The sequence below is a fragment of the Sphingomonas sp. Root720 genome (genome assembly GCF_001428605.1).
GTDB lineage: Bacteria > Pseudomonadota > Alphaproteobacteria > Sphingomonadales > Sphingomonadaceae > Rhizorhabdus.
The window spans coordinates 216,461-233,433 of the sequence record NZ_LMID01000001.1 but is presented as its reverse complement, the minus strand read 5'-3'; the positions used below and the strand labels follow the sequence as shown (position 1 = coordinate 233,433).

Genomic DNA, 16,973 nt, shown 5'->3' with positions numbered 1-16,973 from the left:
CGCGGCGCCTGCCTCGCGCTCGTCTTCTCTCTCCGGAGATCCCGGTCTCCGCCGGGATGACGTGTTACGCAAAGGTCCCGCGCAGACTGGCATCTAGGAGGCGAGGGGTTCCCTGTCTCACGAAATGCCAGACTGCGCTGGTATGAGGTCTTTGGATGATTACGCCGCCACGTCGCTGAACTGGAGCCGTGCCAGCCGGGCATAGAGACCGTCCTGCGCGCTCAGGCTGGCATGGGTGCCCTCCTCGACGATCCGGCCATTGTCCATCACGATGATCCGGTCGGCCGCGCGCACCGTGGCGAGCCTGTGCGCGATGACGATCGTGGTGCGCTCCTTCGTCAGGCGGTCGAGTGCGTCCTGGACCAGCCGTTCGGATTCGGCATCGAGCGCCGAGGTCGCCTCGTCGAGCAGCAGTAGCGGCGCGTCGCGCAGGATTGCGCGGGCGATGGCGAGGCGCTGGCGCTGGCCGCCCGACAGGCGGGCGCCGGCCTCGCCCAGGAAGCTGTCGAGCCCATCGGGCAGGCCGCGCAGGAAGTTAGCCGCGTTGGCCGCTTCGGCCGCGGCCCAGATCGCTGCATCGTCGGCATCCCAGCGGCCATAGCGCAGATTGTCGCGCGCCGAGGCGCCGAAGATCACCGTGTCCTGCGGCACCACCGCCATGCGCGCGCGGATCTCGGCCGGGTCGGCATCGGGCAGGGCCACGCCGTCGAGTCGGATCACGCCGCCCTCGGGATCGTAGAAGCGCTGCGCCAGCTGCAGGATCGTTGACTTCCCCGCCCCCGAGGGGCCGACCACCGCGACCATCTCGCCCGGCTCGACGGTGAAGCTCACATCGTCGAGCGCCTGCATTTCGGGCCGGGTCGGATAGCGGAAGCCGACATGATCGAACTCCAGCCGGCCGCGCGGCGGCAGAGGGAGCGACACCGGGGCGGCGGGGGCTTTGATCTCGGGTTCGGCGGTCAGGAGCTCGGACAGTCGCGCCGCCGATCCGGCCGCGCGGACGATGTCGCCATAGACTTCGGCCAGCGCGCCGAAGGCGCCGGCGACGAGACCGCCGGTCAGGATGAAGGCGGCGATCGAACCGCCAGACAGGCGGCCGGTCGCGACGTCGATTGCACCCTGCCACATCACCAGCGTGATCGAGCCGAAGATCAGCCCGATGATGATCGCGGTCATCACCGCGCGCACCCGGATGCGGCGCTTCGCGGTATCGAAGCCGCTGCCGACGACGAGGCTGAACCGTGCGGCCTCGCGTGCTTCCTGGTTGAAGCCCTGGACGACCTTCATCGCGCGCAGCGTCTCGGACACTGTGGCGCCGACATCGGCGATCCGATCCTGCGTGCTGCGGGACAGGTTGCGCAGGCGGCGCCCCATCAGGATGACCGGCAGCATCACCACGGGAATGCCGAGCAGCAACATGGCGGCGAGCTTGGGGGCGATCGCGAACAGGTAGATGATTCCGCCGATCGCCAGCACGACGTTGCGCAGCGCGACCGAGATGGTGGTTCCCACCACCTGCTCGATGATCGCGGTGTCGGCGGTCAGGCGCGAGGCGATCTCGGACGGTCGGTTTTCCTCGAAGAATCGCGGCGCGAGGCGGAGCAGATTGGCCTGGACCGCCACCCGTATGTCGGCGACGACCCGCTCGCCCATCCACGACACGAAGTAGAAGCGGGTCGCGGTTGCCAGCGCCAGCACGATGACGATCAGGAAGAGATAGCGGAAATAGGGACCGACATCGCCGCCCGAGGCGATGAAGCCCTTGTCGATCACCAGGCGGAAGCCGCCGGGAATCGCCAATGTCGCGGTTGCGGCGACGACCAACGCCGCCAGCGCCGCGGCGATCTTCCCCGGATAGCGGCGCGCGAAACGCCAGATCATCGTCAGTTCGCCGAGCTTGCGCTCGGATGCGTCGGGATTCTCGTCGCTTGCCATGCGGGGGCCCTAGCAAGTTGGGCGTCGCACCACAATTGAGATGGCGGCGGCAAGCTTATGGCAATATCGCTTTGCTATTCCTACATCGGTGGTTGCAGCCTTCGCATTGCGCGGGGCGTTGTTTTGGCCGTAAAGCCGCACTGTCCATCGGAGAAATGCATGCTGTACGACGCCTATGAGTTTCAGCGGACCATGTTGTCCGCGGCCAGCGCATGGGCCAATCTCGGCGCGCAGTGGCTCCAGAATCCGCTCAATCCGATCGCCTACAGCAACATGGCGCCGATGATGGCGTCGGGTCTCGATGTCTTCGCCCATGCCTCCGCCTCGCGCGGCAAGCCCGACTTCGGTTTCACCGAGGTCGAGGTCGACGGCAAGAAGGTTGCCGTCACCGAAGAGATCATCCTCCGCAAACCGTTCGGGCAGCTCAAGCGCTTCCGCCGCCGCGGCATCACCGGTCAGCCAAAGATGCTGGTCGTGGCGCCGATGTCGGGTCACTATGCGACCTTGCTGCGCGGCACCGTCGAGCGGCTGTTGCCGGGCCACGACGTCTACATCACCGACTGGCGCGACGCGCGCCTCGTGCCGTTGGAAGAGGGCCGCTTCGACCTCGACGACTATATCGACTATCTGATCGAGTTCCTCGAAAAGCTCGGCCCTGGTACCCACATGCTGGCGGTCTGTCAGCCATCCGTCCCGGCCTATGCCGCCGCGGCGCTGATGGCGGCGGACGACAATCCCTCCCGCCCGGCGACCCTCACGATGATGGGCGGTCCGATCGACACGCGCGAGGCGCCGACCGCCGTCAACACCGTCGCTACCCAGCGGCCGCTCGCCTGGTTCGAACAGAACGTCATCCACACCGTGCCGGTCTACTATCCGGGCACCGGCCGACGGGTCTATCCCGGCTTCCTCCAACTGACCGGCTTCATGGCGATGAATCTCGGCAACCACCTCGTCAGCCATTGGAGCATGTTCAAGCATCTGGTCGACGGCGACGAGGAGAGCGCCGATGCGACCAAGGCCTTCTATGACGAATATCGCTCGGTCTGCGACATGACCTCCGAATTCTATCTCCAGACGATCGATCAGGTCTTTCAGCGCCATCTGCTGCCGAAGGGCGCGTTCATGCATCGCGGCCGCCTGGTCGATCCGGGGGCGATCAAGGATATCGGCCTGCTCGCGATCGAGGGTGAACGCGACGACATTTCGGGCATCGGCCAGACCAAGGCGGCGCTGAGCCTCGCCACCGCGCTTCCCGCGGAGAAGAAGAAATATCTGCTCGCCGAACGGGTTGGTCATTACGGCATCTTCAACGGCCGGCGCTGGCGCGATAATATTGCGCCGGTCGTCGACGAGTGGATCGCCGCGCATGCGCGGTAGGAGCACCGTCCTCCTTACCGCCCTCGCGCTGGCGCTCGCCGCTTCGCATCCCGCCCATGCGCAGACCAGCCCCGTCGCCGTCGACAAGCAGGAAGCGATCGGCCGTGCCCAGCAGGCTGCCGCCGCCGATGATTGCGCCGGCGTGCTCGGCGCGCTCGATCCGCTGGTGCCCGATCTCGGCAAAGGCGACGAGCGCACGCTGGTCCAGCGGCTGCGTCTGATCTGCCTCGGTCGCGAGGGTCGCTTCGACGAACTCGCCTCGGTTCAGCACGAGCTGACCGTGGCCCTGCCGCGCGACGGCACCGTGCAAGCGTTCGGGGTCATCATCGCGCTGGGAGAAAACCGCTTCACCGACGCCGCCGATCAGCTCGCGGCGCTGGCGGCATCGTCCCCGTCGTCACTCAACATCCTGACCGGGGCGGCGGTGCGCGAGATCTCGATGCGGCTCCAGCAAAGCAATTCGCTCGAGGCGCGCAACCGGATGATGATCGCGCTGGCCCGCGCCGATTGGGAGCCGTCGGACATCCCCGAGCTTCGTGTCGGTTTCGCCGAAGGCGCGATCACTGCGTTGCTCGACCAGGGGCAGCCCGACGAAGCCGAGGGCCTGCTCGAACGGATCGAGCAGCCCGAACTGCTGAGCGCCATGCTGGTCGATCGCCATTATGCGCCGCTCTGGCGGGCGCTCGAGGCGCGTCTCGGTCCTGGCGGCGCCCTGTCAGTCGACAGTTTCGCGCGCGACAAGCTCGCCGCCTATACCGACATGCCGACATCGGATGCGGCATTGCGCGACGCGGCCAACGCGATGCTCCTCCTCGGGCGCTATCCCGACCTGGTCGACCTGACCAGCGGCGTCGCCGTGACGGAAGGCATGGGCCGCGATGCGGTCCAGACAGTGCTGCTGCGCGCACGCGCGCTCGCGGTCCTCGGCCGCACTGCCGAGGCCGATCGAGCGATGGCGCCTTTCACGACTCTCGATCCCTCGAAATCGCCCGAGATCACCACCGGCCTGATCACCTATGCCGAGTTCCTCGACGAGGCCGGCCAGTCGGCCAGGGCGCTGGAGGTAACGCGCTCGGCCCGGACCCAGGGCGCCGGGGTCATCAACAGCTTCGGCATGCGCTGGCTTGACCGGACCGAGATTTGCGCCCTGAGCGCGCTCGGCCGGACCGCCGAGGCGTCGGCGGCGATCGTGCGGATCAAGCCGCTGGTCGCCGAGAATCATGCGGCGGTGATCGAGGCGTTGCTATGCGCGAAGCGCGATGCCGAAGCATCCGACCTGGCGCTTAAGGCCTTCGCCGACAAGGAGGCCGGGACGGAGCTGATCTATCAGTTCCAGCCCGGCGGCTCGATCTGGGGGGCCGGACCGTCCCGTCTGCGCGATCTGTGGACCGCCTTTCTCGTGAAACCCGCGGTCAGGGCTGCCTTCGAAAAGCGCGGCCGGATTTTGCCCCGCGCCTATTGGCCCGACAGCAAGCCGCGCGCCATCCCGCGCCGGCCGGCGAACGGGGAAAACCTTACCTGATGACGCCCGCCGGACCGCGGCGGCTCGTCGCGCGGATCGAGACCTGGCCGGTCGCCGGCAGCTTCGTGATCGCGCGTGGCGCCAAGAGCCATGTCGATGTCGTGGTGGTCGAGATCGCCGAGGGCGATCATATCGGCCGGGGCGAGGCCACCGCCATCTATTATCACGGCGAGACTGCCCAAAGCGTTGCGGTCCAGGCCGAAGCGATGGCCGGCCGGATCGCCGAAGGGGCGAACCGCGAGGAACTGCTGCACGAAATGCCGCGCGGGGCCGCGCGCAACGCGATCGACGCCGCGCTGTGGGACCTGGAAGCGAGGCGGACAGGCCGGCCGGCCTGGGCGCTGGCCGGCCTGGCTGCCCCGGGGCCGCTGCAATCGGCCTTCACCATCTCGCTCGGCGAGCCGGGGAAGATGGAAGCGGATGCCCGCGCGGCGGCCCCCATCTATCCCCTGCTCAAGCTCAAGCTGGCGGGGGAGGGGGATATCGCCCGCGTGGCAGCGGTGCGCCGAGGCGCACCGCTGGCCCGGCTGATCGTCGATGCCAATGAGGGCTGGACCGGGCGGGACGTGGCGGCCGAAGCCGAGGCGCTGCTACCCTATGGCGTCGAGCTGATCGAGCAGCCCGTCAAGGCCGGCGAGGATCACCTGTTAGACGGGCTGACCTCGCCGATCCCGCTCTGCGCCGACGAAAGCTGCCAGGACCGCGCCGATCTCGCCGGGTGTGGCGGACGCTATGCCGCGATCAACATCAAGCTCGACAAGGCCGGTGGGCTGACCGAGGCGCTTATGCTCGCCGCCGAGGCGCGGTCGATGGGGCTCGAACTGATGGTCGGCTGCATGCTGTCGACCTCGCTCGGCATCGCGCCCGCGATGCTCGTCGCGCAGCAGGCGCGCTGGATCGACATCGATGGGCCCCTCCTGCTCGCGGCCGATCGGGATCACCCGGTCCGCTTCGATCGCGGCACCGCCAGTCCGGCTTCGCCCGAACTCTGGGGTTGATCCGGAACCAATCGCGGATTTCCGCGTCTGTGATGCGACGCTCCAGGATCCGCCGGCTTGTCTCGTTACGGGGCTGGCTGCTATCGAGGAGCATCCGGACCCGTTCGATCTGGGGACGGCGTCGGTCCGTGGAACGAGGCTGCGACCGCCGGTCGCGGCGTCATCATCAGGGACGGCTCGGACGATGGATCTCGAACATATTTCACATGGGAGTGATGGCATGACCCGCCGATCGGTGCTTGCGGCGGGAGCAGCGACCGCCACGCTCGCCGCCACGCCGCCGCTGGAGGCGAAACCCTTGCCGAAGGCCGATCAGCCATCGTCGGTGGCGGTGCGGCTCAAGGTCAACGGCAAGGAGCGCAGCCTGTCGCTCGACCCGCGCACGACACTGCTCGACATGTTGCGCGAGCATCTCCGCCTGACCGGGACCAAGAAGGGCTGCGACCATGGGCAGTGCGGCGCCTGCACCGTCATCGTCGAGGGGCGGCGGATCAACAGCTGCCTGACCCTCGCAGTCATGCACGATGGGGATGCGGTGACGACGATCGAGGGGCTCGGGACGCCCGACGATCTTCATCCGATGCAGAAGGCTTTCGTCGTCCATGACGGCTATCAGTGCGGCTATTGCACGCCCGGCCAGATATGCTCGGCGGTGGCCGTACTCGAAGAGATTGCGGCGGGCGTGCCCAGCCATGCCAGCCCCGATCTGCTCGCCATCGCCTTCTCCGACGACGAGGTGCGCGAACGGATGAGCGGCAATATCTGCCGCTGCGCAGCCTATCCCAACATCATTGCCGCGATCCGCGATGTCGCGGGCGGGCGCGGGACCGGAAAGGGCAAGGCATGAAACCCTTCACCTATGTCCGGGCCGCCGACCCGGTCGAGGCGGCGAAAGCGGTGGCCGAACACCCCGGTGCCCGTTTCATTGCCGGCGGCACCAACCTGCTCGACCTGATGAAGTTGCAGGTCGAGACGCCGACCCATCTGATCGACATCAACCGGCTCGGGCTCGACCGGATCGAGAAGGCCGACCATGGCGGTCTGCGGATCGGCGCACTCGTCCGCAACACCGACCTCGCGGCCGACAAACGGGTCCGGCGCGACTATGCGGTGCTGACGCGCGCGCTGGTCGCGGGGGCCTCGGGCCAGCTCCGCAACAAGGCGACGACGGCGGGCAATCTGCTCCAGCGAACCCGGTGCCCCTATTTCTACGACACCAGCAAGCCGTGCAACAAACGCAAGGCGGGGTCGGGCTGCGCGGCGCTGGGCGGCCTCCACCGTGGCCTCGCCATCCTCGGCACCAGCGAAGCGTGCATCGCCACTCACCCGTCGGACATGACCGTGGCGATGCGGTTGCTCGACGCGACGGTCGAGACGGTCGGTCCCGATGGCGTCGCCCGCGCGATCCCGATCGCCGAGTTCCATCGCCTGCCCGGAACGACTCCGCACATCGAAACCGTACTGAAACCGGGCGAACTGATCACCGGCGTCCTGCTGCCGCCGCCGCTCGGTGGACGGCATATCTACCGCAAGGTCCGCGACCGCGCTTCCTATGCCTTCGCTCTGGTCTCGGTCGCGGCGGTGGTCGGGCCGGACGGGCAGCGCTTCGCCTTCGGCGGCGTCGCCCCGAAGCCATGGCGGGTCGAAGCGGCGGAGAAGCTAAAAGGCGCCGACGCCATCGCCGCATCGGTGACACTCGGCGCGCGGACGACCGGGCAAAATGCCTTCAAGGCGACCTTGCTCCGGCGGACCTTGAGCGCGGTGCTGGCGGAGGCCGAGGCATGAGCATGAAGTTCGACAGCCCCGCCGGCGCCAATCCGATCGATCGCCAGCGCGTGATCGGCCGGCCGCTCGACCGGATCGACGGACCGCTCAAGGTCACGGGTGGCGCACGCTACGCCTATGAGCAGCACGAGGCGGCGCCCAACGCCGCCTATGGCTGGGTGGTCGGCGCGACCATCGCCAAGGGCCGCATCCGTTCGATCGACACCCGCCACGCCGAAGCCGCGCCGGGCGTCCTCGCGGTCGTCACCGCCGCCAATGCGGGGCCGCTCAAGAAATCGTCCTCGCACACTGCCAGTCTGCTCGGCGGCCCCGTCATCCAGCATTATGACCAGGCCGTCGCGCTGGTCGTCGCCGAAACGCTGGAACAGGCCCGCGATGCCGCCCGGCTTGTCGACGTCGATTATGTGGCCGAGACGGGGCGTTTCGACCTCGCGTCGGCGCGGAGCCAGGCGAAGACCGCATCCGACCAGGACGCCGTCACCAGCGCGGGCGATTTCGACACCGCGTTCAAGGATGCGGCGGTCAAGCTCGATCAGGTCTATACGACTCCTGACCAGAGCCACCAGATGATGGAGCCGCATGCCAGCGTCGCGGCGTGGCAGGACGACAAGCTCACCATATGGACCTCCAGCCAGATGGTTGCCTGGGCGGTGCGGGACACGGCGGCGACCCTCGGCATCCCGCGCGAGAATGTGCGGATCGTCTCGCCCTTCATCGGCGGCGGCTTCGGATCGAAGCTGTGGATCCGTGCCGACGCGTTGCTTGCCGCGCTCGGCGCGCGCAAGGTCGGACGCGCGGTCAAGGTTGCGCTGGCCCGGCCGCAGATCGCCAACAACACCACCCATCGCCCGGCGACGATCCAGCGGCTCCGCATCGGGGCCGACCAACGGGGCATCATCGGTGCGATCGCGCATGAGAGCTGGTCGGGCAACCTGCCCGGCGGCGAGCCCGAGACGGCCGCCCAGCAGACCCGTCTGCTCTACCGCGGCGAGAACCGGATGACCGCCCATTACCTGGCCGAGCTCGACCTGCCCGAAGGTAATTCGATGCGCGCGCCGGGGGAGGCGGTCGGCCTGCTCGCGATCGAAGTGGCGATGGACGAGTTGGCCGAGAAGCTGGGCATCGATCCGGTCGAGCTGCGGATCCGCAACGACGTCCAGTTCGATCCCGAGAAGGGGCCGGGACGTCCCTTTTCCAGTCGCAAGTTCGTAGAGTGCCTGACGATCGGCGCCGAGCGGTTCCACTGGTCGCGCCGCAACCCGAAGCCGGGCCAGGTCCGCGACGGGCGCTGGCTGGTCGGCATGGGCATGGCCTCGGCCTTCCGCAACAACCTCGTCCGGAAATCGGGCGCGCGGGCACGGGTCGACGGCCGGGGCATCGTCACGATCGAAACCGACATGACCGACATCGGTACCGGCAGCTACACGATCATCGCCCAGACTGCCGCCGAGATGATGGGCGTGCCGATCGATCGGGTCGAGGTGAAGCTCGGCGACAGCCTGTTCCCGGTGTCCGCCGGATCGGGCGGCCAGTGGGGCGGCAACAGCTCGACCGCGGGCGTTTATGCCGCTTGCGTCGCGCTGCGCGCCGCGGTCGCGCAGAAGGCGGGCTTCAACGCGGCGGACACCGATTTCGTCGACGGTCATGTCGTCGCGGGCAACCGCCGGGTCGGGCTGGGCGAGGCCGCTGGTGCCGATGGCATCACCGTCGAGGACCGGATCGAATATGGCGACCTGGATAAACGCTACGCGCAGGCGACCTTCGGGGCGCATTTCTGCGAGGTCGGGGTCGATGCGCTGACCGGTGAGGTCCGCGTTCGCCGGCAGGGCGGCGCCTTCGCCGCCGGGCGGATCCTCAACCCGAAGTCGGCGCGCAGCCAGGTGATCGGCGCGATGACGATGGGCGTCGGCGCGGCGCTGATGGAGGAACTCGTCATCGACGAGCGTTTTGGCTATTTCGCGACCCGCGACCTGGCCGACTATCATGTGCCGGTCCATGCCGACATTCCCGAACAGGACGTCTTCTTCGTCGAGGAACTGGACGATAAATCGTCGCCGATGAAGGCCAAGGGGGTCGGCGAGCTCGGCATTTGCGGCGCGGGCGCAGCGGTCGCCAACGCGATCTACAACGCCACCGGCATCCGGGTGCGCGACTATCCGCTGACGCTCGACAAGCTGATCGAGAAGCTCCCGATGGCGTGAGGCGATCGAGAGGTCGTTACTTCAGCGAGGGCTGACGTCTCAGGAAAGATGCGGGACATCCCGATCTCGCGAGATGCCGGCCTTCGCCGGCAGGACGATTAGAAGCCGATCGAGCTCAGCGCGATGCGCCCACCGGCACGCCGAACAGGTCGTGCTCGTCGGCATCCTCGATCTCCACCGCGACGATATCGCCGGGGGAGAGATGGCCCGCATCGCGGAGCTGAACCTCGCCGTCGATCTCGGGGGCGTCGGCCTTCGAACGGCCGGTGGCGCCGCCTTCCTCCAGGTCGACCGCGTCGACGATCACGTCGAGCGTGCGCCCGACCTTGGCCTGGAGTTTGGCGGCCGAGATCGCGGCGCACTTGTCCATGATCCGGGCGTAGCGCTCCTCCTTGACCTCTTTGGGCACCGCACCCGGCAGATCGTTGGCGGGAGCGCCGGCCACGGGTTCGAAACGGAAGGCACCGACCCGATCGAGCTGCGCCTCGTCGAGCCAGTCGAGCAGATACCGGAAGTCCTCCTCGGTTTCGCCGGGGAAGCCGACCACGAAGGTCGAACGGATCGCAATGTCGGGACAGATCGCGCGCCAGCCCGCAATCCGCTCGAGCACCCGGGCCTCGTTGGCGGGACGCTTCATCGCCTTCAACACCGATGGGCTGGCATGCTGGAAGGGGATGTCGAGATAGGGCGTGATCACCCCCTCCGCCATCAACGGGATGACATGGTCGACATGCGGATAGGGATAGACATAGTGGAGCCGCACCCAGGCGCCGAGCTTGCCGAGCTCGCGTGCGAGGTCGGTCATGTGCGCGCGAACCTCGCCGCCGCCCTTCAGCGGGAAGCTCTTGTGCCTCAGGTCGAGACCGTAGGCCGAGGTGTCCTGGCTGATGACGAGCAACTCGCGCGTACCCGCCGCGACCAGCTTCTCCGCCTCGCGCAGGATCGCGTCAGGCCGGCGGCTTACCAGGTCTCCGCGAATCGACGGGATGATGCAGAAGCTGCAGCGGTGGTTGCAGCCTTCTGAAATCTTCAGATAGCTGTAGTGGCGCGGCGTGAGCTTGAGCCCCGCTTCGGGCACCAGGTCGATATAGGGCGACGGCGGTACCGGCGCCGCTTCGTGCACCGCGCCGACGACCGCCTCATACTGGTGCGCTCCGGTGATCGCCAGGACCTTGGGGAAGCGCGCGCGGATCGCCTCGGCCTCGTCGCCCATGCAGCCGGTGACGATGACCCTACCATTTTCGGCGATCGCCTCGCCGATCGCTTCCAGGCTTTCCTCCTTGGCGCTGTCGAGGAAGCCGCAGGTATTGACGAGAACGACGTCTGCGCCGGCATAATCGGGCGAGAGGCCATAGCCGTCCGAACGGAGCTTGGTCAGGATGCGTTCGCTGTCGACCAGGTTCTTGGGACAGCCGAGCGAAACCATGCCGATCTTCGGCGGGGAGGGGAGTTCAATTGCCATGGGTGGCGCGCACATAGGGGCTTTCGTTGGAAATTGCGAGGCTCCGCTTGCGGACGGAGCCCGGTCGGTTCGCCAAGCCGGACACCCGCTCATTCAAATTTAGGCTTATACCATCATATATGATGTTCTATACATCAGTTTTGCTATATGATATCGCTTCTATTGAAGATGTGCATTTCATGATCACCGCCGCGCAGATGCGGGCCGCCCGGGCCCTGTTGGGAATCGACCAGCGCCAGCTGGCCGAGATGGCGGGCGTATCGCTGCCGACGATACAGCGCATGGAGGCGAGCGACGGAACGGTGCGGGGTGTGATCGACACGCTGACCAAGATCGTCGAGGCGCTCGACGCGGCCGGGATCGAGCTGATCGGCAACAGCGCCGCGAGCATGGGGCAGGGCCGCGGCGTGCGGCTGAAGTCCGCCGGCGGGCCGAACGGCGGCTGATCGGGGTTGCGACGGAGCGCCGGCCGGCTCCGGCGCGAGGCAAGACGGCGGAAAGACCATGATCGTGCGGGCATCCGGACCCAGTTTCCTCGAACTGTACACGCCCAAGCTGGTAACGATCCTGCGTGACCGCTACGGCCTCGCCGACCTGAAGGCCGATGCGCTGGCCGGCTTCACCGTCGCGATCGTCGCGCTCCCATTGTCGATGGCGATCGCGATCGCCTCTGGCGTGACGCCCGACCGGGGCCTCTATACCGCGATCGTCGGCGGCTTCATCGTGTCGGCGCTGGGGGGGAGCCGGTTCCAGATCGGCGGGCCTGCGGGCGCCTTCATCGTTCTGGTCGCTGCGACGCTCGCCCGGCACGGCATCGACGGTCTGATCCTCGCCACGCTGCTGTCGGGCCTGATCCTTCTCGCCATCGGCTTTCTCCGCTTGGGCACCTTCATCAAATATATCCCCTATCCGGTCACCGTCGGTTTCACCTCGGGGATCGCGGTGGTGATTTTCGCGAGCCAGCTGAAGGATCTGCTCGGTCTCACCCTGGCCGGGCCCGAGCCGGCGGCGATCCTGCCCAAGCTGGCGGCGCTGCACCTGTCGCTGCCGACCCTCAACACCGCGGCGGTGGCTGTCGCGCTACTGTCGCTGGCGATCATCTTCGCCATTCGTCGGTTCCGGCCGCACTGGCCCGCCTTCATCATCGCGATCGTGATCGCGAGCCTCGCCGCCGCGCTGCTCGGCCTGCCGATCGAGACGATCGGGACACGCTTCGGCGGCATCCCGCGCGCGCTTCCCGCCCCGCACCTGCCCGATTTCTCGCTGGAGCGGATCGGCGCGGTACTGCCGGCCGCGCTGTCCTTCGCGTTGCTCGGCAGCATCGAGAGCCTTTTATCGGCGGTCGTCGCGGACAGCATGACCGGCCGTCGCCATCGCTCCAACGCCGAATTGGTGGCGCAGGGCTTCGCGAATATCGGTTCGTCGCTGTTCGGCGGCATCTGCGTCACCGGCACCATCGCCCGGACCGCGACCAACGTGCGCGCAGGCGCGCGCGGGCCGCTGGCCGGCATGTTCCATGCGCTGTTCCTGCTGCTTATGATGCTCGTGGCGGCTCCGCTCGCCAGCTATATTCCCCTTGCGGCGCTAGCCGCCGTGCTCGCCATGGTCTGCTGGAACATGGCCGAGAAGCATGAGGTTGCAACGCTGCTGCGCGCCTCGCGCGGCGACGCTGTCGTGCTGGCGGCGACCTTCCTGCTCGTCGTCTTCCGCGATCTCACCGAAGGCATCCTGGTCGGCTTCGGGCTGGGCGCGCTGTTGTTCCTGCATCGCATGGCCCAGACGGTCGAGGTCGAGAGCGGCAGGCCGGTCGTGGCGGAAGATGTCGCGGATGCGGCGGCAGACGGGAATCGCCCGCGCTACGATGCCGCCCTCTCGACCGATCCCGCAATCATGGTCTGTCGGATATCGGGAGCCTTCTTCTTCGGCGCGGCGGCGACGGTCGGGGCGGCACTCGACGGGATCGGCGATCAGCCGAGAGCCTATGTCGTGGACTTTTCCGAGGTGCCGCTGCTCGATTCGACCGCCGCCGCCACGATCGCGGGGCTGGCGCGCAAGGCGGCACGGCAGGGTGCCGTCCTCTACCTGACCGGGACGCGGCCAGCGATCCGGCGCGTGCTGTTCGCACATGACGTCCGCCCGCCCCATGCGCGCTTCAAGGCAACGATCGAAAGCGCGGTGGCGTCGGCCCGGCGGACGACGGCCGGCGACCTCAGCTCCGGGACGGCAGATAGCCGACCGGATTGACCGGCTTCAGTCCGTTGCGGATTTCGAAGTGTAGCTGGGGCTCACCGCTATACGGGCTGGCGCCGCTCTTCGCGATCGTCTGCCCGCGCACCACCTTTTGCCCGCGGCTGACGGTGATGCTATCGGCATAGCCATAAGCGCTGATCCAGCCGTCGCCATGGCGTACCAGGATCAAGGTGCCGTAGGCTGGAATGTCCTGTCCGACATAGGCGACGACCCCGTCTGCGGCGGCGGCGATCGACGTGCCGCGCGGGGCGCCGATGTTGATGCCCTGGTTGATCTGTCCGCTCGAAAATCGTCCGAAGCCGCGCAGCACCGGCCCGCGCACGGGCCAGTCGAAGCGGCCGGAGAAGCGCGAGGGCTCGGCGACGGCGACGGTCGGGGCGATCGCTTTCGGAGTCGACACCGGCGCGGCCGCCTGCTCGCTGGTGGCGAGCGCGGGTTCGGAGCCGGAGATGAGATCCTCGATGTCGACCCGGAAGGCGGCGGAACGTTCGTCTGCGCTCATGCCGGCAACCTCGCGCTGGCTGGGCAGCAGCAACCGCTGGCCGTCGCGCAGGATATAGGGCTCCTCGAGATCGTTCAGTTCGGCGATCCGTTTCCATTCGACGCCGTAAGCGCGCGCGATAGCGATGCCGGTCTCGGTCTTGCCGACGCGGTGGTAGCGGCCGCCGGGGATCTTGAGCTTCTGGCCCACCAGGATCTTGAATGGTGCCGCGATCCTGTTGATCCGCGCGATCGCCTCTGATGCGGCGCCGGTCTTGTCGGAAATGCCGCGCAACGTGTCGCCGGCCTTCACGATATAGGTCGACGGCGCGACCTCGACCGCCGACGGCGTGACCGACCGCACCTGCCAGGCCGGCGGTGGCGGGGGAGGGGCCGCTTCGGACACGGCAGGCACCGGCGTAGCCGGTACAGTAATGGCAGGCGCCGGCGCCTGCGTGGGCGACGGCGCGCGAGCCGGCTTGTGCGGCGTGCGCGATGGTGGCGACGGTGCGGGCCGCTTGACCGGTGCGGGGCGGTCCGGTGCCGGGATGCATGCCGTCGTCACCAGCAGCAACAGCAGGGCGGGCATCGTCGAGCGTCGGATCAGCGGAGCCATGCCGCCCTGTTAGCAGCCTTGGCGCCTCACGCCACCCCGCGTGCGCCGAAAGCGCGGATTATCGTCGACGGAACGGAAGAGGGCGAACCCTCAGCGGTACAACCCGGTCGTCGCGGTCATCGCGGCGTGGTTGGTGAGGTCGCAATGGAGCGGCGTCACCGTCACCCAGCCATCTGCGGCCGCTTCCAAGTCGGTGCTGTGCGCGGGCGTGTGCGGCATTCCGGCGAGCTTGATCCAGTAATAGTCGAAGCCGCGCGGATCGGTGCGCTGGAGGATCTCGGTCTGGCCATAGTCGCGCAGGCCCTGCGGCACCACGCGGATGCCCAGCACCTGATCGGGTTCGCACGCGGGAAAATTGATGTTGTACAGGCTTCGTGGCGACCAGGGCGCGTCGAGCAGCGGACGCAGCACCTTCTCGCCCCAGGCCTCGGCCGCGGCGAAGCTTATGTTCGGACCGCCACCTTCGCGCGCATAGACCTGGCTCAGCGCGATCGAGGGAATGCCGGCGAGCGCGCCCTCCATCGCCGCCGACACGGTGCCCGAATAGCTGACGTCCTCGCCCAGATTGGCGCCGCGGTTTACGCCCGACAGGATCAGTTCGGGCGGATTATCCTTCATCACATGTGCAAGCGCCATCATCACCGCGTCGGTCGGCGTGCCCGCGACGGCGTGGCGCTTCTCGCCGACCTGCCGCAGGCGCAGCGGACGGGTCAGGGTGAGCGATCGGCCGGCGCCAGAGCGTTCGCTGTTCGGCGCGACGATGGTGATGTCGTCCGACAGCGACCGCGCTATGCGTTCGAGCACGGCCATGCCTGGCGCATGGATGCCGTCGTCATTGGTGAGGAGGATCCTCACGCCGGACGCAGTTCGGTCAGGCCGCCCATATAGGGCAGGAGCGCATCCGGGATGCGCACCGACCCGTCGGCCTGCTGATAGTTCTCCAGCACAGCGACGAGGGTGCGGCCGACCGCGAGGCCGGAGCCGTTTAGGGTGTGGACGAAACGCGTGCCCTTGCTTTCTCCTGCCGGGCGGAAGCGCGCGTTCATCCGCCGTGCCTGGAAGTCGCCGCAGTTGGAGATGCTGCTGATCTCCCGGTAGCAACCCTGACCGGGCAGCCAGACTTCGAGGTCGAAGGTCTTGCGGGCGGTGAAGCCCATGTCGCCGGTACAGAGCAGGACGCGGCGGTAGGGCAGGCCAAGCTCCTCCAGAATCGCCTCGGCCGCGCGGGTCATCTCCGCGTGGATGGCTTCGGACTGCTCGGGTGTGGCGATCGCGACCAGCTCGACCTTCTCGAACTGGTGCTGCCGGATCAGGCCGCGCGTATCGCGCCCCGCCGCGCCCGCCTCGGAGCGAAAGCATTGGGTGAGGGCGGTCAGCCTGATTGGAAGCTCCGCCTCGGCCAGGATCCGCTCGCGGACGAGGTTGGTCAGGCTGACCTCGGCGGTCGGGATCAGCCAGCGGCCGTCGGTGGTGCGGAACAGGTCTTCGGCGAATTTGGGTAACTGGCCGGTGCCGAACACGGCCTCGTCACGCACCAGCAGCGGCGGGATCACTTCGGTAAAGCCGGCGGCGGTCTGCCGGTCGAGCATGAAGGCGCCGAGCGCCCGCTGCAGCCGGGCGATGCCGCCTTTCAGCACCGCGAAGCGCGCGCCCGAGATCGCGGCGGCGGCGTCGAAATCGAGGCCGAGCGGTCCCGCGAAATCGGGATGCTCGCGCGCCGTGAAGTCGAAGTCGGGCGGGGTGCCCCAGCGGGCCTGCTCGACATTGCCGTCCTCGTCGGCCCCGTCAGGCACGTCCGCGGCGGGAAGATTCGGGATCGCGGCGAGCGCCGCTTCGAGCGCGGATTCGACAGCAGCCGCCTCTGCCTCCAGCGCCGGCATGCGTTCCTTGAGCACGGCAACCTCGGCCATCAGTCCCGACGCCGTCGCCTCGTCCTTCTGCGCCTTGGCCTGGCCGATCGCCTTGGAGGCTTCGTTGCGACGGGCCTGCGCGGCCTGCAATTCGGTCGCGATCGCGCGCCGCCGTTCGTCGAGGACGAGCAATTCGGCCGAAGCCGAGCCGGCTCCGCGGCGGGCGATGGCGGCATCGAAGGCGGTCGGATCTTCGCGGATCAGGCGGATGTCGTGCATGGCTCGCCTATGGCGCCGAAGGCCGCGTCGCGCAACCGCCCGCGCGACGCGGGAGACGCCTGCCGAAACGCAGTCAAGGGCGCAAAATGGGCGTTTCGCCCCGCCAGCGCGTCGACTGGCCGAAAAAGGCTGGAACAGGCCCCACCGTCTGAGCGTCAATGGAACGGTAGATTTCATCAGCGAGGAGTATCAACGTGATTTTGCGAGCCGCTTTT

Annotated in this window: 13 protein-coding genes; 8 read left to right on the top strand and 5 right to left on the bottom strand. The window is 67.8% G+C overall.

Annotated elements, in window-relative coordinates; genetic code table 11:
• Positions 1-159 precede the first annotated feature (159 nt).
• Positions 160-1,935: an ABC transporter transmembrane domain-containing protein gene (locus tag ASE22_RS01155; RefSeq protein WP_056353826.1), complete on the bottom strand. Its 1,776-nt coding sequence runs from the start codon at positions 1,933-1,935 to the stop codon at positions 160-162.
• A 159-nt stretch (positions 1,936-2,094) separates the two neighbouring features.
• Between ASE22_RS01155 and ASE22_RS01150 the strand changes: the two genes are divergently transcribed.
• The 6 genes from ASE22_RS01150 (at position 2,095) to paoC (ending at position 9,821) form a co-directional block, all read left to right on the top strand.
• Positions 2,095-3,315 (top strand): polyhydroxyalkanoate depolymerase, encoded by a 1,221-nt coding sequence (locus ASE22_RS01150; RefSeq protein WP_056353824.1) that lies wholly within the window; start codon positions 2,095-2,097, stop codon positions 3,313-3,315.
• A complete protein-coding gene (locus ASE22_RS01145; protein WP_056353821.1) occupies positions 3,305-4,837 on the top strand; it encodes a hypothetical protein in 1,533 nt (510 codons plus the stop codon). Before ASE22_RS01150 ends, ASE22_RS01145 begins: the two co-directional genes overlap by 11 nt.
• Complete coding sequence (gene dgcA / locus ASE22_RS01140; protein WP_056353818.1) at positions 4,837-5,835, top strand: N-acetyl-D-Glu racemase DgcA; 999 nt, start codon at positions 4,837-4,839, stop codon at positions 5,833-5,835. The genes ASE22_RS01145 and dgcA overlap by 1 nt, the downstream gene beginning before the upstream one ends.
• Positions 5,836-6,055: 220 nt before the next feature.
• The gene (gene paoA, locus ASE22_RS01135) at positions 6,056-6,682 is read left to right on the top strand and encodes an aldehyde dehydrogenase iron-sulfur subunit PaoA (RefSeq protein WP_056353816.1); all 627 of its coding nucleotides are present in this window, start codon (positions 6,056-6,058) and stop codon (positions 6,680-6,682) included.
• A complete protein-coding gene (locus tag ASE22_RS01130) occupies positions 6,679-7,620 on the top strand; it encodes an FAD binding domain-containing protein (protein ID WP_056353813.1) in 942 nt (313 codons plus the stop codon). Before paoA ends, ASE22_RS01130 begins: the two co-directional genes overlap by 4 nt.
• Positions 7,621-7,622: 2 nt before the next feature.
• Positions 7,623-9,821: an aldehyde oxidoreductase molybdenum-binding subunit PaoC gene (gene paoC / locus ASE22_RS01125; RefSeq protein ID WP_056353810.1), complete on the top strand. Its 2,199-nt coding sequence runs from the start codon at positions 7,623-7,625 to the stop codon at positions 9,819-9,821.
• A 115-nt stretch (positions 9,822-9,936) separates the two neighbouring features.
• Here paoC and rimO read toward each other — a convergent pair whose 3' ends face one another.
• A complete protein-coding gene (gene rimO / locus ASE22_RS01120) occupies positions 9,937-11,283 on the bottom strand; it encodes a 30S ribosomal protein S12 methylthiotransferase RimO (RefSeq protein WP_056353808.1) in 1,347 nt (448 codons plus the stop codon).
• Positions 11,284-11,462: 179 nt separating this feature from the next.
• Here rimO and ASE22_RS01115 point away from each other — a divergent pair, with 179 nt between their 5' ends.
• Together ASE22_RS01115 and ASE22_RS01110 are read left to right on the top strand one after the other, a co-directional pair.
• On the top strand, positions 11,463-11,729 hold the full coding sequence (locus ASE22_RS01115) for a helix-turn-helix domain-containing protein (protein ID WP_056356171.1): 267 nt from the start codon (positions 11,463-11,465) through the stop codon (positions 11,727-11,729).
• Between the two features lie 58 nt (positions 11,730-11,787).
• A complete protein-coding gene (locus ASE22_RS01110) occupies positions 11,788-13,527 on the top strand; it encodes a SulP family inorganic anion transporter (RefSeq protein WP_056353805.1) in 1,740 nt (579 codons plus the stop codon).
• Here the strand turns inward: ASE22_RS01110 and ASE22_RS01105 are convergent.
• The 3 genes from ASE22_RS01105 to serS all read right to left on the bottom strand — a co-directional run bounded on the left by ASE22_RS01105 (position 13,493) and on the right by serS (position 16,758).
• Positions 13,493-14,629 (bottom strand): M23 family metallopeptidase, encoded by a 1,137-nt coding sequence (locus tag ASE22_RS01105; protein ID WP_056353803.1) that lies wholly within the window; start codon positions 14,627-14,629, stop codon positions 13,493-13,495. The two genes, ASE22_RS01110 and ASE22_RS01105, sit on opposite strands and share 35 nt — an antisense overlap.
• 90 nt (positions 14,630-14,719) lie before the next feature.
• On the bottom strand, positions 14,720-15,484 hold the full coding sequence (gene surE, locus ASE22_RS01100) for a 5'/3'-nucleotidase SurE (protein ID WP_056353799.1): 765 nt from the start codon (positions 15,482-15,484) through the stop codon (positions 14,720-14,722).
• Positions 15,481-16,758 (bottom strand): serine--tRNA ligase, encoded by a 1,278-nt coding sequence (gene serS, locus ASE22_RS01095; protein WP_056353797.1) that lies wholly within the window; start codon positions 16,756-16,758, stop codon positions 15,481-15,483. The genes surE and serS overlap by 4 nt, the downstream gene beginning before the upstream one ends.
• Positions 16,759-16,973 lie beyond the last annotated feature (215 nt).

Coding starts and splice junctions, on each gene's coding strand:
- ASE22_RS01155 (WP_056353826.1), bottom strand. CDS start 1,935: ATGGCAAGCGACGAGAATCCCGACGCATCCGAGCGCAAGCTCGGCGAA.
- ASE22_RS01150 (WP_056353824.1), top strand. CDS start 2,095: ATGCTGTACGACGCCTATGAGTTTCAGCGGACCATGTTGTCCGCGGCC.
- ASE22_RS01145 (WP_056353821.1), top strand. CDS start 3,305: ATGCGCGGTAGGAGCACCGTCCTCCTTACCGCCCTCGCGCTGGCGCTC.
- dgcA (WP_056353818.1), top strand. CDS start 4,837: ATGACGCCCGCCGGACCGCGGCGGCTCGTCGCGCGGATCGAGACCTGG.
- paoA (WP_056353816.1), top strand. CDS start 6,056: ATGACCCGCCGATCGGTGCTTGCGGCGGGAGCAGCGACCGCCACGCTC.
- ASE22_RS01130 (WP_056353813.1), top strand. CDS start 6,679: ATGAAACCCTTCACCTATGTCCGGGCCGCCGACCCGGTCGAGGCGGCG.
- paoC (WP_056353810.1), top strand. CDS start 7,623: ATGAAGTTCGACAGCCCCGCCGGCGCCAATCCGATCGATCGCCAGCGC.
- rimO (WP_056353808.1), bottom strand. CDS start 11,283: ATGGCAATTGAACTCCCCTCCCCGCCGAAGATCGGCATGGTTTCGCTC.
- ASE22_RS01115 (WP_056356171.1), top strand. CDS start 11,463: ATGATCACCGCCGCGCAGATGCGGGCCGCCCGGGCCCTGTTGGGAATC.
- ASE22_RS01110 (WP_056353805.1), top strand. CDS start 11,788: ATGATCGTGCGGGCATCCGGACCCAGTTTCCTCGAACTGTACACGCCC.
- ASE22_RS01105 (WP_056353803.1), bottom strand. CDS start 14,629: ATGGCTCCGCTGATCCGACGCTCGACGATGCCCGCCCTGCTGTTGCTG.
- serS (WP_056353797.1), bottom strand. CDS start 16,758: ATGCACGACATCCGCCTGATCCGCGAAGATCCGACCGCCTTCGATGCC.